This is a genomic window from Ramlibacter agri, assembly GCF_012927085.1.
GTDB classification, from domain to species: Bacteria; Pseudomonadota; Gammaproteobacteria; order Burkholderiales; family Burkholderiaceae_C; genus Ramlibacter; species Ramlibacter agri.
Window position 1 is genome coordinate 590,017 of record NZ_JABBFX010000003.1, and the last position, 16,041, is coordinate 606,057.

18 protein-coding genes are annotated in these 16,041 nt (G+C 69.1%); 10 read left to right on the top strand and 8 right to left on the bottom strand.

Going from position 1 to position 16,041, the window contains the following annotated elements; translation table 11 throughout:
• Positions 1-11 precede the first annotated feature (11 nt).
• The 4 genes from HHL11_RS27320 (at position 12) to HHL11_RS34885 (ending at position 6,160) form a co-directional block, all read left to right on the top strand.
• Complete coding sequence (locus tag HHL11_RS27320; RefSeq protein ID WP_169421766.1) at positions 12-4,262, top strand: chemotaxis protein CheB; 4,251 nt, start codon at positions 12-14, stop codon at positions 4,260-4,262.
• A gap of 69 nt (positions 4,263-4,331) precedes the next feature.
• A complete protein-coding gene (locus tag HHL11_RS27325) occupies positions 4,332-4,580 on the top strand; it encodes a PepSY domain-containing protein (RefSeq protein ID WP_169421767.1) in 249 nt (82 codons plus the stop codon).
• Between the two features lie 76 nt (positions 4,581-4,656).
• Entirely contained in the window at positions 4,657-5,298 is a 642-nt protein-coding gene (locus HHL11_RS27330; RefSeq protein WP_169421768.1) for a glutathione S-transferase family protein, read from the top strand.
• Between the two features lie 10 nt (positions 5,299-5,308).
• Positions 5,309-6,160, top strand: coding sequence for a helix-turn-helix domain-containing protein (locus HHL11_RS34885; RefSeq protein ID WP_169421769.1), 852 nt, complete (start codon positions 5,309-5,311; stop codon positions 6,158-6,160).
• A 47-nt stretch (positions 6,161-6,207) separates the two neighbouring features.
• On the opposite strand, the gene HHL11_RS27340 is transcribed toward HHL11_RS34885, so the two are convergent.
• From HHL11_RS27340 to HHL11_RS27355, 4 genes are all read right to left on the bottom strand, one after another.
• The gene (locus HHL11_RS27340) at positions 6,208-7,509 is read right to left on the bottom strand and encodes a homoserine dehydrogenase (protein ID WP_169421770.1); all 1,302 of its coding nucleotides are present in this window, start codon (positions 7,507-7,509) and stop codon (positions 6,208-6,210) included.
• A 191-nt stretch (positions 7,510-7,700) separates the two neighbouring features.
• Positions 7,701-7,952, bottom strand: a complete 252-nt coding sequence (locus HHL11_RS27345; protein WP_169421771.1) for a hypothetical protein — start codon at positions 7,950-7,952, stop codon at positions 7,701-7,703.
• 118 nt (positions 7,953-8,070) lie between these two features.
• Complete coding sequence (locus HHL11_RS34520; protein WP_240980439.1) at positions 8,071-8,889, bottom strand: ankyrin repeat domain-containing protein; 819 nt, start codon at positions 8,887-8,889, stop codon at positions 8,071-8,073.
• A gap of 4 nt (positions 8,890-8,893) precedes the next feature.
• The gene (locus HHL11_RS27355; protein ID WP_169421772.1) at positions 8,894-9,259 is read right to left on the bottom strand and encodes a glutaredoxin domain-containing protein; all 366 of its coding nucleotides are present in this window, start codon (positions 9,257-9,259) and stop codon (positions 8,894-8,896) included.
• A 156-nt stretch (positions 9,260-9,415) separates the two neighbouring features.
• Between HHL11_RS27355 and HHL11_RS27360 the strand changes: the two genes are divergently transcribed.
• From HHL11_RS27360 to HHL11_RS27375, 4 genes are all read left to right on the top strand, one after another.
• Entirely contained in the window at positions 9,416-9,691 is a 276-nt protein-coding gene (locus HHL11_RS27360) for a BrnT family toxin (RefSeq protein ID WP_169421773.1), read from the top strand.
• Positions 9,675-9,923, top strand: a complete 249-nt coding sequence (locus HHL11_RS34525; RefSeq protein ID WP_342593290.1) for a BrnA antitoxin family protein — start codon at positions 9,675-9,677, stop codon at positions 9,921-9,923. The genes HHL11_RS27360 and HHL11_RS34525 overlap by 17 nt, the downstream gene beginning before the upstream one ends.
• Before the next feature lie 68 nt (positions 9,924-9,991).
• Positions 9,992-10,204 carry a hypothetical protein gene (locus HHL11_RS27370; RefSeq protein WP_169421774.1) on the top strand — a complete coding sequence of 71 codons (213 nt, stop codon included), beginning with the start codon at positions 9,992-9,994 and terminating at the stop codon, positions 10,202-10,204.
• Positions 10,205-10,237: 33 nt separating this feature from the next.
• Positions 10,238-10,900, top strand: a complete 663-nt coding sequence (locus tag HHL11_RS27375; protein WP_169421775.1) for a hypothetical protein — start codon at positions 10,238-10,240, stop codon at positions 10,898-10,900.
• Positions 10,901-10,925: 25 nt separating this feature from the next.
• On the opposite strand, the gene HHL11_RS27380 is transcribed toward HHL11_RS27375, so the two are convergent.
• Positions 10,926-11,834: a LysR family transcriptional regulator gene (locus HHL11_RS27380; protein ID WP_169421776.1), complete on the bottom strand. Its 909-nt coding sequence runs from the start codon at positions 11,832-11,834 to the stop codon at positions 10,926-10,928.
• A 238-nt stretch (positions 11,835-12,072) separates the two neighbouring features.
• On the opposite strand from HHL11_RS27380, the gene HHL11_RS27385 reads away from it, so the two are divergent.
• Positions 12,073-13,386: an MFS transporter gene (locus HHL11_RS27385; protein WP_342593291.1), complete on the top strand. Its 1,314-nt coding sequence runs from the start codon at positions 12,073-12,075 to the stop codon at positions 13,384-13,386.
• Between the two features lie 31 nt (positions 13,387-13,417).
• On the opposite strand, the gene HHL11_RS27390 is transcribed toward HHL11_RS27385, so the two are convergent.
• Complete coding sequence (locus HHL11_RS27390; protein ID WP_169421777.1) at positions 13,418-13,741, bottom strand: hypothetical protein; 324 nt, start codon at positions 13,739-13,741, stop codon at positions 13,418-13,420.
• Between the two features lie 124 nt (positions 13,742-13,865).
• Here HHL11_RS27390 and HHL11_RS27395 point away from each other — a divergent pair, with 124 nt between their 5' ends.
• Positions 13,866-14,207, top strand: a complete 342-nt coding sequence (locus HHL11_RS27395; RefSeq protein ID WP_169421778.1) for a hypothetical protein — start codon at positions 13,866-13,868, stop codon at positions 14,205-14,207.
• On the opposite strand, the gene HHL11_RS27400 is transcribed toward HHL11_RS27395, so the two are convergent.
• Positions 14,157-15,077, bottom strand: coding sequence for a sulfurtransferase (locus HHL11_RS27400; protein ID WP_342593292.1), 921 nt, complete (start codon positions 15,075-15,077; stop codon positions 14,157-14,159). The two genes, HHL11_RS27395 and HHL11_RS27400, sit on opposite strands and share 51 nt — an antisense overlap.
• Positions 15,056-15,997 carry a LysR substrate-binding domain-containing protein gene (locus HHL11_RS27405; protein WP_169421779.1) on the bottom strand — a complete coding sequence of 314 codons (942 nt, stop codon included), beginning with the start codon at positions 15,995-15,997 and terminating at the stop codon, positions 15,056-15,058. Before HHL11_RS27405 ends, HHL11_RS27400 begins: the two co-directional genes overlap by 22 nt.
• Positions 15,998-16,041 lie beyond the last annotated feature (44 nt).

Genomic DNA, 16,041 nt, shown 5'->3' on the forward strand with positions numbered 1-16,041 from the left:
GGTTGAGCACCATGGATCGCCCATCCCACCTCCCCAGCATCGAGACCGGCGACTTCGACGTCGTCGCGCTCGTGGGCTCGGCGGGCGCCGGCCCGGCCGGCCTGCAGGTGCTGCGCGACTTGCCGCCGGGCTTCAGCGTGCCGCTGATCGCGGCCTTCCACCTCGCGCCTGACTCCGTGCTGGACCAGGTGTTCGCACGCGCGCCATTCGAGGTGGTGTGGGCGCGGCAGGGGTCGCTGCTGGCAGCGGGCCGCTTGTTGCTGTGCCCGCCGCGGCAGTTCCTGGACATCCTTCCCGATGGCAGCTGCCAGCTGTCGCCCTGCGAGGGCGGCGCCCTCGAAAAGCCGCTGGACCGCTTCCTCGGCTCCGTCGCGCAGAGCTTCGCGAGCCGCGCGATCGGCGTGGTGCTCACGGGCATGGGCAACGACGGCGCGGCGGGCGCGCTGGAGCTGCACCGTGCGGGCGGCCAGGTCGTCGTGCAGAGCGAGGCCAGCGCCGAGTACCCGGCGATGCCGGCGTCCGCCATCGCCGCCGGTTCCGCGAGCATCGTGATCCCGCTGGGCGAACTGGGCCACCTCGTCGGCGAATTGCTCACGCGCACGCCGCGCCGCGAGATGCGCTCTGAAGTGGAGGCGGTGCGCCGCGTGTTCGGCGACCACGGCGAGATGGCGGCACGCGCGCGCGAGGTCGACTGGTCGCGCACGCCGCTGGGGCCGGCGGTCGACTGGCCGGAGGCGCTGCGCATCCCGGCGCGCACCATCATGGACGCGTCCAACCCCCAGGCCTTGTGGTGGGGGCCCCAGCTGACCCAGGTCTACAACGACGCCTGGCGCGTCTTCCTGGGCGTGCGGAAGCACCCGCAGGCCCTGGGCGGGCCGGCGGCCGCGAGCTGGCCCGAGGTCTGGCACGACATCGGCCCCATGGTCGCGCGCGTGATGGCCACGGGCGTCGCCGAGGCCGGCAAGGGCTACCTGCTGCTCGTGCAGCGCGACGAGTACGTCGAAGAGGTGTTTGCCGATTTCTCCTATGCGCCGGTGCGCGATGCCGCGGGCGCGGTCCTGGGCGTCCACCACAACGTCTGGGAGACCACGCATTACGTGGTGGCCGAACGGCGGCTGCAGGCGCTGCGCACGCTGGGCGCCCAGCTGGCTGCCGCCCAGGGCATGCGCGACGCCTGCGAGCGCGCCGCCACGGCACTGGGCAGCGACCCGCAGGACCTGCCCTTCGCGCTGTTCTACCTGCTCGATGCGCAGCGCCGCCAGGGCGTGCTCGCAGCGGCAGCGGGCGTGGCACCTGGGGCGGCCTGCGCGCCGCACCTGCTCCCGCTGGACGTGGGCACGCCCTGGCCGCTGCTGGCGGTCCTCGGCAGCGTTCCGGACGCGCAAGTGCTGTTGTCCGACCTCGCGAACCGTTGCGCCGGCCTGCCGCCGGTGCCCCTGGCGCGCGAGGGCGCGCTGCCGCCGCAGTCGGCGCTGCTGCGGCCGCTGCGCGCGTCGGCCGACGAGCCGCCCGTGGGCGTGATGGTGCTGGGGCTCAGTCCGCACCGGCAGTTCGACGAGGGCTATCGCGCCTTCCTGGATCTCGTCGCGGTGCAGCTGGCGGCCGGCATCGGGCAGGGCCGCGCGACCGAACTCGAGCGCGAGCGGCGCGAGCGCCTCGCCGCGCTTGACCGCGAGAAGATGCTGTTCTTCGCCGACGTCAGCCACGAATTCCGCACGCCGCTCACGCTGTTGCTCGCGCCGCTGGAGGAGCTGCTGCGCCGGCAGGACAGCCTGCCCGCCAGCCTGGCCGCCGACGTGGACGTCGCGGTCCGCAACGCCCGGCGGCTGCTCGCGCTCGTGACCAACCTGCTCGACTTCTCGCAGGCGGAATCGCGGCGCAAGCCCGCCCGGCTGGCGCCGCTGGACCTGCGCACGTTGACGGCCGAGGTCGTGAGCCACTTCCGCAGCGCGATCGGCGCCGCGGGCCTGCAACTGCGGATGGAGTTCGACGAGCAGCTGCTCGAAGTGCCGGTCGATCCCGAGATGTGGACCACCGTCGTGTCCAACCTCGTCTCGAACGCGCTGAAGTTCACGTTCGAGGGCGAGATCGCGGTGAAGCTGCGCGCCCTGAAGCTGCACGCGGAGCTGGTGGTGTCGGACACCGGCATCGGCATCGCCGAGAGTGAACTGGGGAACGTCTTCAAGCGCTTCCATCGCGTGCGCGGCGCGCGTGCCCGCACGTCCGAGGGCGCGGGCATCGGCCTGTCGATGGTGCAGGACCTCGTCCAGCGCATGGGCGGCCAGGTGCGGGTGCGCAGCCGCTCGGGCTGCGGCTCGGAGTTCATGGTCTGGCTGCCCTACAAGTCCTACCGCATGCAGGCCGGCGCCGAGCCGGACCCCGTGCCACGCGCGGCGTCCGACCTGGCGGCCGACCTGGCGGACCAGGCGGCGCGCTGGGTCGAGGACGACGCGCCCGCCGGCGTGCTGCACGACCTGGTGGCCCAGTCCGGTGGGCGGTCCGCTGCGCCTGCTGTCGAACCGGTGGGTGCGATCGTCGTGGTCGACGACAACGCCGACATGCGCCGCTACCTGCAGCGCCTGCTCGGTGGCCGCTGGGTCGTCGAGACCGCCAGCGACGGCGAAACAGGCCTGGCCGCCATCCATCGCTTGCGCCCGCAGGCGGTGCTGGCCGACGTGATGATGGGGGGCATCGACGGCTTCGAGCTGCTGCGCCGCGTGCGCGCCGACCGCGAACTGCGGCACACGCCCGTGGTGCTGGTCACGGCGCGGGCGGGCGAGGCGGCCGCCATCGAGAGCCTGCTCGCGGGCGCCGACGACTACATCGCCAAGCCGTTCTCGCCGCGCGAACTGCTGGCGCGGGTGCAGGCGGTGGTCGACCGCGCGCGCGTGGACGCCGCGCTGCGCGCGAGCGAGCTCCGCTTCCGCACGCTCTTCGAGACGATGAGGCAGGGTTACAGCGAGTGCGAGATCGTGCGCGACGACCAGGGACGCGCGGTCTCCTACCGGGTGCTCGACGCCAACCCGGCGTGGGAGCGGCTGACCGGCTTGCCCGCCGCCGCCTGCCGGGGCCGCGACGTGCTCGACTTCCTCCCCGGCATCGAACGGTCCTGGATCGACACCGCCGACCGCGTGGTGCGCCTGAACCGCCGTGAGCACATCGAGCACGAAGCGGCTGCGCTGGGTGCCTGGTTCGAGACCGATTTCTATCCTTCCGGCGGCGACCGGTTCAACGCGCTGTACGAGGACATCACCGAGCGCAAGCTCGCCGAGATGCGGCAGGCCTTCCTGCTGCGCCTGAGCGACGCGCTGCGCCCGCTGCGCGACCCGATCGCGATCCAGCAGGCCGCCATGCAGGTGCTCGGCACGCACATGAAGGTGAACCGCGCCTTCTACGGTGACGCGCAGGACGACGGCGACACGCTCGCGATCGGCCCCGGGTTCAGCAAGGGCACCTTCCCGCTGGAGGGGCACGTGAAGTTCTCGGACTTCGACGCCGACATGGCGGCGTGGTACCTCGCGGGCCAGACGGTGGTGATCCACGACGTGCGGGACCATCCCCTCGTCTCCGCCAAGGCGCGCCCGAATTTCGATGCCATCCAGGTCGGCGCCGCCGTCGGCGTGCCGCTGGTCAAGGAGGGGCGCGTGCGTGCGATCGTCAGCCTGCACCAGACGGCGCCCCGCCAGTGGACGGACGCGGAGGTGTCGCTGCTCGAAGAGACCGCCGAGCGCACCTGGGCTGCCGTCGAACGCGCGAAGGCCGAGGCGGTCCTGCAGGCCAGCGAGGCGCGCCAGGGCTTCCTGCTCGGGCTCAGCACGAGTGCAGAACGCACGCGCCGGCAGAACGAGGCCTTGCAGGCCGTCGTGCGTGGCGCGCCCATGCAGGAGTCGCTTGCGATCCTGGCGCGCATGGTCGCGGAGGAAACGCAGGGCGAAGCGCGCACGGCTTTCTACATGGCCGACGCGGCTGGCGCGCAGCTGCACCCGGTGCGCGGCGCGGGCGACATGCCGGAGGCTGAGCTCGATCCGGCCGGCGACCGTGGCTGCTGGTCGTTCCCCATCCAGACGCGCGAGCGGCTGGCGATCGGCACCTTCGCGATGTACTTTCGCACGCCCCGGGAGCCCGCAGCGGCCGACCGGGAGCTGGCCGAACTCGTCACGCGGACGGCGGCGATCGTCATGGCGAGCCATCGCGCCGATGCGAAGTACCGTGCGCTGCTGGAGGCGACTGCCGAGGCGGACCGGCCGCCGGCGGGATCGTGAGGAGGCGCCGTTCATCGATCGTTCATGGAGCGCGCGTTATCGTGGACGCAACCTCACCAAGGAGCCTCCATGACCCGCCTTGCCCGCTCCAGCGTTGCCTTCTTCCTGGCGCTGGGTTTCCTGTTGCCCGCCGCCTGGGCCGCCGTCAGCCGTGACGAAGCGGTTTCCCTGGCGCAACGCACGGCCCCGGGCCGCGTGCTGGCGGTGGAGCATGGCATCGACCTGGAAAACAAGGTGGTCTGGCGCGTCCGCGTGCTGAGCGCGGCAGGCGAAATGCGCGTCGTCGTGATCGATGCCGATACCGGAAAGGCGCGCTGACGATTGATCGGATCGGCACCAAAGCCGACCGGCTGCGCACACCGCGGCGGCGGGGCAGTTCCTAGACTCCCTGCCCATGATCACCATCCACCACCTGGGCCACTCCCAGTCCGAGCGCATCGTCTGGCTCTGCGAGGAGCTGGGCCTGCCTTACCGCCTGGTGCGCTACGAGCGCGATCCCGTCACGCGGCTGGCGCCGCCTGAACTGCAGGCGCTGCACCCGATGGAGGCCGCCCCGGTCATCGAGGACGGCGAGTTGAAGCTCGCCGAGTCGGCGGCGATCGTGGAGTACCTCATCGCGGTGCACGGCAGCGGCCGGCTGAAGCCGGGCGTCGGCGACGCCGACTACGCCCAGTTCCTCTTCTGGTTCCACTTCGCCAATGGCAACCTGCAGCCGGCGATCGGCCGGCTGATGTTCTTCCAGCGCCTGCAGTTGCCGGCCGGCCATCCCGTGCAGGCGGCCGTCCAGGGGCGGCTGGACCGCTGCCTGCGCCTCGTGGAAAGCAGGCTGGGGCAGGCGCCGTATCTCGCCGGCTCCGAATTCACTGCTGCCGACGTGATGACGGTCGTGTCGTTCACCACGATGCGGCTGTTCCTGCCCATGGACCTGGGACCGTACGTGAACATCCGGGGCTGGCTGCGGCGGATCGGCGAGCGGCTTGCCTACCAGCGCGCGATGGCCGCCGGCGACCCGGACCTGCAGCCCATGCCTGGTTAGACTGGCCGGCGTGCGTCCCGCAACCGACCCCTCCGCGCTGGCCCGGGAACTCCACGCCCTGGCGGACGTGGGCATCGCGGCGCACATCCTGCAATCGAGCAGCCTGCAGATCCTGCGCATGCGGGTGGAGCATCCGGTCCTGATCCTGGTCACCCAGGGCGTCAAGGAGGTCCGGCCGGAGCGGGGCGCCCCCGTGCGCGCGCGGCCGGGACAGGCGATCGCGCTGGCCGGCAACCAGGCGGTGGATTTCAAGAACACGGTTGCCGACGGCGCGAACTACGAAGCGCGGTGGCTGGTGTTCGATCCTGCGCTGGAGGGGGATGCGTACTGGCGGAGCAGGGCGAGCGCCTTGCAGGCTTCGTCGTCCCCGGCGCGCCTGCTCGAACAGGTTCCCGATGCATTGACCGCCGCCTTCCAGCGTGCCTCGGAGGCGCTGGGGCCTGCTTCCTCGACGCCCGTTCCGATCGCGCGGCAACGCATGCTGGAGGTGATGCACTGGTTGCTGGAGCTGGGCATCGTGTTCCAGAGCCGGTCGCCCCAGTCGGCGGTCTCCGTCGCAGTCCGCGACCTCGTCGCGAACCGCCTGGACGCAGCATGGACCACCCAAGGCGTTGCCAGCGAGCTGGCCATGTCCGAGGCGACCTGCCGGCGCCGCCTGGCCGCGGAAGGAACCACGTTCGCGGAGTTGCTGGTGGACGCCAGGATGTCCGCGGCGCTGACCTTGCTGCAGGCGACCACGCGGCCCGTGTCCGACATCGCGCTGCAGGTCGGCTACGAGTCGCCCTCGCGGTTTGCGGTGCGGTTCCGGGAGAGGTTCGGGTTTGCGCCGACGCAGGTGCGGGGGCATGAGCGGAGTCGGTGAGCAGACATCGCCAAGGCAGTGAACTTCACGCGCATGCCGTTCTCCAGCTATTCGAGTTGTTCCACCCGCAACCGCGTCAGCGCTTGCACACCTGGCATCCCTTCGATCTCCCGGAGGGCCGCCGCCATGGCGGATTCCAGGACTTCGCCGCTCAGGACGACGAAGGTGTTGCGGGATTGCGTTCCCTTGATCACCGGCACATGGTGCCGGCTGAGTGCCTCGAGCACCAAGACCGCCGAATCCGCATTCAGCAACTCCACGCGCAGGTAGTTGCGCAGGCGCGTGTCACCCAGGCTGGCGGCGCGCGGCTGCGGCACGCCTTCCCAGAAGCCCAAGGGCGGAACGCGCACCTGGCCGCCGCCGCGCACGGCGCGCGCCAGGTCCACCAGGTCGGCGACCACGGCCGACGCCGTCTCGCTCGATCCGGCGCCCGCGCCGTAGTACATGGTGACGCCCGCGGCGTTGCCCTTGACCATGATGCCGTTCATGCGCCCGTCGACGCGCGCCAGCAGGGACTCGCGCGGGACCAATGCGGGGTGTACGCGCAGCTGCAGTTCGTCGCCGCTGCGCCGCGCCACGGCCAGCAGCTTGACGGCGTAGCCCAAGCGCGCGGCGTGCAGGAAGTCCACGGCCTGCAGCGTGGCTATGCCTTCCACGTGCACGGCGTCCAGCCGCGGCGGGCCGCCGAAGGCCATGGCCGCCAGCAGCGCGAGCTTGTGTGCGGCGTCGCCGCCGCCCACGTCGAGCGCCGGGTCGGCCTCGGCATAACCCAGCGACTGGGCCGAGGCCAGGGCGTCGGCGTAGCTGCGTCCGGCCGCGGCCATCTGGGTGAGGACGTAGTTGCTGGTGCCGTTGACGATGCCGGCGAGCCACTCGATCTCGTTGGCCACCAGCCCTTCGCGCAGCGCCTTCACGATGGGGATGCTCACGGCCACGGCCGCCTCGAAGCCCACCGTGACGCCGCGCGCGCTGGCGGCGGCGAAGATCTCCTCGCCATGCATCGCCAGCAGCGCCTTGTTGGCGGTGACCACGTGCTTGCCCTCGGCGATGGCGGCCAGCACGCAGTCACGCGCGTCGGTGGTGCCGCCGATGGCTTCGATGACGACGTCCACGCCCGGGTGGCGCGCCACCTGCATCGGGTCCGTCAGCACCTCGATGCCGTCCTCCATGGCCGCGCGTGCGCGCGAGGCGTTGCGGGTGGCCACCACGGCGAGTTCGATGGCGCAGCCGGCGCGCGCCCGGATGGTGTCGCGATTGGCCGCGAGCACGCCGTGGGTGCCGGAGCCGACCACGCCGAAGCCCAGCAAGCCGGCACGCAGTGCGGGCGGAGGGGCGAGAGGTGCTTGCATTTCCGTTTTCTCCTGTCTGCCTCGCGGGGGAGGGGGAGAAAACGCTGCAACCCCGGCCGCTTGGCGGGGTTGGGTGATGAGTGCGCTAACTGCGATGCACGACCACCTCGCCCCGGGAGGGCGTGGTAATCATGGTGATCGTCATGATGCTCATGGAACGCACAGGCCCACTATAGCAGGACGGCGCCCGGTCAGTCTGTCGTGCCGAAAGCCACGTAAAGGAGGGCCTCCCCCTCCAGCCTCGGGCCGGCCAGGCCCGCGAAGCGCGGAGCGCCCTGCAGCGGCCCGGGCAGGTTCGCGTCGATCAACGAGCCCAGGTACTCATAGCCCATCGCGTCGAAGGTGTCTTCGATGTCGCTGGCCGGGCCGACGGTGGTGACGACCTGGCCATTGATCTTGCGCAGCAGAAGGAACGCCTGGGGCGCGGTTGCGTTCGATGACATGACGGGGTTGGGGACGGAGCGTCATCGACTTTAGATGTGGTGCGGAAGTTGCGCACCCCCTGAACAGAGGGGGGCGGGGCTGACAGGAATCTGTCACTGCGCCAGCCAGGGGCCATGGCTATTCGTAGCGTTGCAAGGCCTGCGCGCTCTCTTTCCAGCCTTCGCGAAGGGCGTATTGCAAGGGCGTTTCGCCTTCGTCGTTGCACGCATGCGGATCGGCGCCGGCTTCGACCAGCACGGCGATGTTCGCCGTCGAGCGGTCCGCGCAAGCCGCGCGGTGCAGCACCGTGAGGCCGCCGCTGCGCCGCGCCATCTCCTCGGGGAACTCGCGGATGAACGCGCGAAGGATGCAAGGCGAGCGGGTTCGCAGGGCGAAAAAAAATGCTTCGTCCACGTCCGGCGCGCCGGGTTTCCAGGGCAATGCTTTCAGCTGGCGCACGGTCGTGAGTGCCGATTCGTCGGTCTCGTCAGGAATTCGCCCGCGCCATGTGTCGGCGAAGCTGGCGAGCGCATCGCGCGGCCAGAGTGGACGGTTGCGTGCCGCGGCGAAGAGACCCGGGTGCCTTGCGATCGCTTCGTCGCGCCAGGTCTTGTGCCGCAGCGCACGTGCTACCAGCTCGATGCCCAACTGGGCCTCGTGGCCGTGGTGCCACCGCGCCAGGGTATCGAAGAGGAACAGCGCATCTTCGCGGGCCAGCGGCGATTCGGCCAGCACCAGGAGCAGGCGGTGCCGCTCCCGGTGATGCTCCTTGGGCCGCAAACCGAGCCGCGTCAGGTCGCCGTCCAGGGCCCGGAGGCAGTCCACGAGCCTGGCAGGCGCGGCTTCCAGCCCGCTGGGGGGCGCAAAGCTCGCCAGCGCGCCCGCGTGCTTCGCGGCCTCCGCCAGTGCGCGGGTGAACCGGGCCCGGAATTCAGCGGATTGGATGTCGGCGTCCATGGCGTCAGTGCAGCATGGACTTCAATTCGCCGCTGGCTATGAGTGCCTGCAGTTCGCTCGATCCGCCGACCAGGACGCCTTTGACGAAAACCATGGGGAAGGTCGGCCAGCCGGTCCACATCTTCAAGGCGCTGCGCGGACGCCACATCTTGAAGTAGCTGCCGTACTCGAGATACTTGAACGGCTGCCCGATGGCATCGAGTGCCTTGCGCGCCTTGGCAGGAAACGGGTTCTGCTTCATCCCGACCACCAGGACGTCGTTGGCGGCCGCTGCCGCCTTGACTTCATCGACGATGCCGTGGTTCCAGCCGGCGATCTTCGCGCGGATGGCGGCATGGATGCTGGATTCATCGAGGATCGGGCGCGGCATCGTGGTTCCTTGCGAGTGGAGTGACACGGTAGCATGGGAACATGGAAAGCTGTCCAGGGGGCTGGTACATCGTCAACCGCGGGGCGCGGCCTACATCGCGCTACACCGCTGAGGCAGTCGGTTGACGTCACTACACCGTGTATATACACTGAGGCGATGGGGTTCACCTGGTCCGAGGCAAAGCGCGCGGCGAACGTCAAGGCACATGGGCTCGACTTTGTTGATGCACTTTTGGTGTTTGAGGGCGTGACTTTCACATTCGAAGACGATCGGTTCTCCTACGGTGAGCAGCGCTTTGTGACTCTGGGCCTGCTTGCCGGCATTCCCGTCTCAGTCGTTCATACGGAGAGTGAAAGTGAAATCCGCATCATCTCGTTCCGACAAGCCACAAAGCGCGAAGCGCAAATCTACTTCAGTGAAATCCAAGACTGATTGGGACCGCCTGAAGGCTGGCAAGCCCTCTACGACCGCCGAGCATCCCGAGGCGGACGTCAAGCACATCGTTCGCGGAGTAGTGAGGCGTGGGCTGCAGCCTCTTCCCTCCAAGGCATCAATCTCATTGCGCGTAGACCAGGACGTCCTAGAGTGGTTCAAGGCGCAAGGGCCAGGCTACCAAACGCGCATCAACAGTGTGTTGAGGGCGTTTCGGGACGCATCGGTATAGCAGGTCGGTCGACTCGGACACGTTGGAGCGCATCGCCACCGTCGCCGAATCCATTCCAAAATCAGGCCATGATCTACGTTGCACTTGTTCGCGAAGGATCCGCGGTGTGGCGTGCTGTGCCAGCCGAGGAGGTGGCCGACGGTGAGTTCGTGCTAGGTGGGGCCATGCCAGAAGACGAGCGTTGGGAATTCATTCCTGGAACTCGCGTCCGCTGCGAGGAACGCAGTTTTTCCGACGGATCGCGCGGCTTGGTTGCGGTGGCGCGTCTGTCCGAAGGGTAGGTGTTCGTGGGTGATCCTGGCCTGGAAGCGGACATGAGACCCAAGACATCGACGCGGCGCGCAAGACTTTGGCAATTTGTTGTCGTCGTCGCAGCGTGCCTTTTGCCGTCCACCTACGCGCTCTCTGTGGACGAGACCAGGGCAGAAGCCGGCATCAGATACATGCACATGGTGTACCAATCGTGCAGCGCGGCGGACCCCCAATTTTCGACAAACAGCGCCGAAACCTATGCCGCGTGGCTACGTCAAAATCGTGAGGCGATTGCAAAGTTCGCTGACAAGCCTTGGTACCGGAAGGAACTCGCCGCCTATCTGGCAGGCGAGGAGCGTAGCAATCCACACAGGCGGTCCCTCTGCGAGACGCTGACGGAGCACTTGGCACTGTCGGCCAAACCGCCGGATCCTGCCTTGTCTTCGCCAGAAAAGACCTGGTCGATGTTCACGTCGGCCCTGCTGAAGGCCGACCGCGCCATGCTCGCTGCGTGCCTCGTTGGCATTGCCGAATCGAAATGGAAGCCGTTGCTGGACAAGCTCTCCGACGCCGAACTGGCGAGCATGGGGAATGCCACGAAGGAAATGTCGATCGAATGGGGAAACGACCAGATGAAGTCCGGCTGGGTATCGACGGAGAACGGAACCATTGGCTCCGTCGTGTTTGTGAATATCTACGGCAACTGGAAGATCAGCGAACTGTAGGCTTTTGACACCCGGCCCGTGATGGTCACGAATTTAGCGGCCGGCACAAATCCACCACCATCCCCCGCAACCACCGATGCGCCGGATCGCGGTCCACGCGCGGATGCCACATCTGCGAGACGGTGATCTCGTTGGTGGGCAAGGGCAGCGGAAAGGCGCGCAGGGTGCCGCGTGAGCGCAGGTGCTCGAAATAGGAAGAGGGAATCAAGGCCACCAGGTCGGTGGCGGCGGCAATGGCCAGCGCCGCATTGAAGCTCGGGACGATCACCGCGACGTTGCGCGCCAGGCCCAGGGCCGCCAGCGCTTCGTCGGCCGGGCCCTCCTTCTGCCCGTGGCGCGAAGTGACCACGTGGCCGCAGGCGGCGTAGCGCTCGGGCGTGATCTGCCCTTCGGCGAGCAGCGGGTGCGCTTCGTGCACGACACCGACGAAGCGGTCGCGAAAGAGGGCCTGGACGCGCACCTCCGGGCCGGATTCGCCGAGGACGCCGATATCCAGGTCCAGCAGCCCTTCACGCAGCGGCCGCACGTCCTTGTCCGGCTTGGGGGCGAAGCGCAGGCGGACGCCCGGGGCTTCTTGCGCCGCGCGAGCCACCAGGCCGTGCGCGAAGCCTTCGATGAAGCCGTCGTTGGCCCGGATGGTGAAGGTGCGCTGCAGGGTCCGCGGATCCAGGCTGTCGCCGCCCGGCTGCAGCACGCCCTGCGCTTCCTGCACCAGCGTGCGGACCCGGTCGCGCAGTGCGGCCGCATGCGGGGTGAGCACCATCGCGCGGCCGGCGCGCACCAGCAGGGGATCCCCGGTCGCCTCGCGCAGGCGTGCCAGCGTGCGGCTCATGGCCGATTCGCTCAGGCCGATGCGTTCGGCCGCGGGCGCCACGCCGCCTTCGGAGAGCAGGGCGTCCAGCGCGATCAGCAGGTTGAAATCGGCGTTCTGCATGCCCGAAGCTAGCACGGACGCGGGCCGTGGCGACAGGCGCGGCGTGCAGGAACACCTTGCGCGCCGCGCTCTGGGCCGTTGAGGACCCTCGCCCTAATCTGGCCGGGCGCCATCCAGCGCTTCCTCCTCCCGCCGCCCATGCCTGCCTCCACCCTTCCTTCCCTCGCCTTTTCCCCCGAACTACGCAGTCCCGACGTAAAAAGCGACGCCGACGGCCTGCCGATGCCGCGCCGCGGCCGTGGCCGCCATCCTGGGCGCCGGCATCCTCGTGGTGCTGGACGGATCGATCGCCAACGTCGCACTCCCCGCCATGGCCGCCAGCCTGCACGCGGCACCGGCCGATGCGGTCTGGATCACCACGGCCTACCAGCTCGCGGTGGTCATGTTCCTGCTGCCCGCTTCCGCGCTCGGCGATTCGCTGGGCTACCGGCGCGTGTTCGTGGGCGGCGTGGCACTGTTCACAGCTGCGTCCCTGCTGTGCGCGTTGGCGCCTACGTTGCCTTTGCTCGTTGCCGCGCGCTGCCTGCAAGGGCTGGGCGCCGCCGCGGTCATGCCGCTGGGCCTGGCCTTGTTGCGCTTCACCTACCCGCGCGCGATGCTCGCGCGGGCGATCTCGTGGAACGCCCTGGCCGTCGCGGGTGCGACGGCAACTGGCCCCGCCCTTGGAGCCTTCGTCCTGTCCGTGGCCGGCTGGCCCTGGCTGTTCGCAGCGAACTTGCCGATCGGCGCGCTGGTGCTCGCGGCCTGCCGCTGGCTGCCGCGCCCTGAGCCTTCCGGCAAGCGTATCGACGGCGGGAGCGTGGCGCTCAATGCGACGCTGTTCGCCTCGTTCGTGCTCGCGAGCGACCGGCTGGCGCCGCATCCCTGGCAAGGCATCGCGCTCTATGCGCTGTCGCTGGCTTGCGCGGTCTCGCTTGTCCGGCGCGAGCGGCGCAAGGCAGCGCCGCTGGTGCCGCTGGACCTGCTGCGCGTGCCGTCGTTCCGGGCGTCGATCGTCGCATCCGTCTGCTGCTTCACCGCGCAGATGGCCGGCTTCGTGGCCCTCTCGTTCTACCTGCAGCACGTCCTGGGGCAGGGCCCCGCGGCCACGGGCTTGTGGATGACTCCCTGGCCGGTTGCGGTGATGCTGGCAGCGCCCCTGTCGGCGCGACTCGCGCAGAAGGTGCCGACGGCGCTGCTATGCGCGGCTGGCGCCGCCTGCCTCGCGGCGGGCTTGGGGCTTTGCGCGATGTGGCCGCTACATGGCGGCTCCGCGCTGCCCCTGTCGGCTTTCACCAGCCTGGCCGGTTTCGGCTTCGGCCTGTTCCAGACGCCCAACAACCAGAACATGCTGCTCGCCGCACCGCGCGAGCGCAGCGGTGCCGCAGGCGGCGCGCAAGGCACGGCGCGGCTCACCGGCCTGACGCTCGGCAGCCTGCTCATGAGCCTGCTGTTCGGCGCGATGGCGACGCCTGCGGCCGTGCGCTGCGGCCTCGCGATCGCCGCAGCCGCGGCGATCGCCGGGAGCGTGGCAAGCCTGCTCAGGCATCGCGATGGGGCGGCGCAGGCGTGAGTGTCGGATACCCACGCCAGCGCCGTCGCCGTCAGCGGTGCGTCCGCTGCCAGCGGGCGTACGCGGCATCCATGCGCGCATCCCGGGCCGACGACATCCGGCTGTTGTCGGGGCCGGCCCCCATGGCCGTGGTCTGCGAATGCATGCGGCGCTGGTCCGCCGCCTGTTCCTGGCGGAACTTGTCGGCGCGCGCCATGCGATGCACGTCCTGCCGGAAGGACGAACCGATCTCGTGGGCGTCTTCCTTCACGGTGTTCCAGACGCCGTGCGTCTTGTGGGGCTGCTGCGCGTTGGTGGCGGCAAATGCGGAGCCGCAAAGCATGAAGGCCGCGGCGATGGCGAGGGTGGATTTCATCCAGGTCTCCTTGGGTCGATGAGCTTGATCAGATCGCGCGCGGCAGCGCCAGCGCGTAGGACGGCTTCGGCCTCGCTCGTCGGTCCTAAGCCGGGCTTAAGACAGGACTCTTATGGTCAGAGCGATGTCACCCATTCGCACAGCCGCCGACCGCGCCGACGACGAACGCGTCGCCCCCCATGGACTTTCGGCGCACATCCTGCCGACCTCGGCCACCATGGTCGGGGTCTGCATGACGGTGCTGTCCATCGGACACCTGTCGCCGCGTGGGGACTTGCGCGAGGTGCTCGACAAGCTGCTGGCGGCCGACGCGCTGGTGTTCCTCGTCAGCGCCTCGCTGTCCTTCCTGTCGATGCGCTCGCGCGAGTTCGGAGCCCGCTACGAGAGCCGGGCCGAAGCGGTCTTCCTCGGGGCGCTAGGAGTACTCGCGCTGGTGGCGGTCGTTCTCGCGTTCGCCATCACCTGACGCGACGCCGGCGTTGCCGGGATGCGAGCTCCATTCGAGCCAGCCGCCGTCGTAGACGCTGATGCGCTCCCAGTTCATGACCCACGCGTAGAAGAAGGCGAGCGAAGCGCGCCATCCCGTGCCGCAATAGAAGGTGACAGGCTGATCCGCGTGGATTCCGGCGGCGCTCCAGAACGCCTGGATTTCGGCTGCGGGCTTCATGGTGCCGTCAGGGCGGTGGAAGTCGCTCATGCTGTTCACGTCGCCGTCGCGTCCTGCGTGTCCCCAGCGCGCACCGGGAATCTCGCCCCTGGCGCTGATGTACTTGTAGCCCGAGATCTGTCCGGTGAATTCGCCCCTGCTGCGAATGCTCACCAAGACGCCTTCGTCGCCGTCCAGGATGCCGCGGACCCGGTCCATCCCCACCAGGTAGCCAGGCCGGGCCGGGAAATGGCTGCCGAAGTCCTTGGCACTCGGATAGCGACGCGGCGCTCCCATGGCCACCTGGAGTCCCGCACGCAACCAGGCCGCGAAGCCGCCATCGAGGAGCCGGACGTCCCGAACCCCCGCATAAAGCATCAGGTGCGCGACCCGTGCGGCGCACAACGGGTTACGGCCGTACAAAAGCACGGGCGTGTCGCAACGGATCCCATGTTCCAGCAGGACGCGCATCAGCGCCGCGTCGGGCACCTTGTTCCACAGCGGGCCGCTTTCGAAGTCGTGCGTGTCCAGGTACCCGGCGCCCGGGATGTGGCCTTGCGCAGCTTGCTGCCCGAAGTCGCTGGACACCTCGAACAAGCGCCAGTCGCGAGCGGGCGCGCCGTCGACGGCTTCGCCATCCAGCAGCGCGGCCAGCCACGGGGGCGTCATCAACTTGCGTGCGCTTTCCACTCATCGACCTCTTCGTTGAACAGACTGTAAACGAGCTCGCGCAGCCAGCGGCTTTGCGCGTCGTTGTTCACGCGCCGGTGCCAGTGCTGCTTCAGGTCGAACTTCGGGACGGGGTAGGGCGGCTTCGCCATGCGGACGCGCGCCGTCGATGCAAACCACACGCCGATCGCCAGCGGGACGGTCGCCACGAGGTCGGACGCGCTGATGATGGTGGGCAGGCTCATGAAGTGCGGCGTGTTCAGCACCACGCGCCGCCGGATGCCCTGCTTCTGCAGGTAGCGCTCGAAAACCTCCTGGCTTCGTCCCTCCGCGTTGACGACTGCGTGCCCGAGCGACATGAACTGTTTGGCCGTGAGCTTCGGCGCCTTGATCGGATGGCCCGTGCGCAGCAGGCAGACGAAGCCGTGCGAGAACAGGCGCTGCTGGAAGAAATTGTTGCCCTTCAGGTCCGGAAAGTAGCCGACGGCGAGGTCGATCTCGCCCAGCTCCAGCCCGCGCTCCAACTGCGACACGGGCAGCGTGACGCACCGCACCGTCATGCCCGGCGCTTTCGTTTGCAGGCTCGCCAGGATCTTGGGCAGGAAGACCATCTCGCCGATGTCGCTCAGCGCCAGGGTGATCTTGCGCTCGCTCGTCGAGGGATCGAAGCCCTGTGAAGCGAGGATTTCATGGTCGACGATGCCGAGCGCCGCGCGTGCGGGCGCCAGCATCGCCAGCGCGCGCGGCGTCGCCTCCATTCCACGCGCGGTGCGCACGAACAGCGGGTCGCCCAGGCTGGCCCGCAGCCGGGCCAGCGCGGAACTCACCGCAGGCTGGCTCATGCCCAGGTGACGCGCGGCGGCGCTCACGGTGCGGTGCTCCGAAAGGGCGATGACCACGGGCAGCAGGTTCAGGTCCAGCTTCGGGGCGGAGGCGGCCACTATTTGGATTCCCCATATTCAGTATCACCGGAATTCTATTTGCG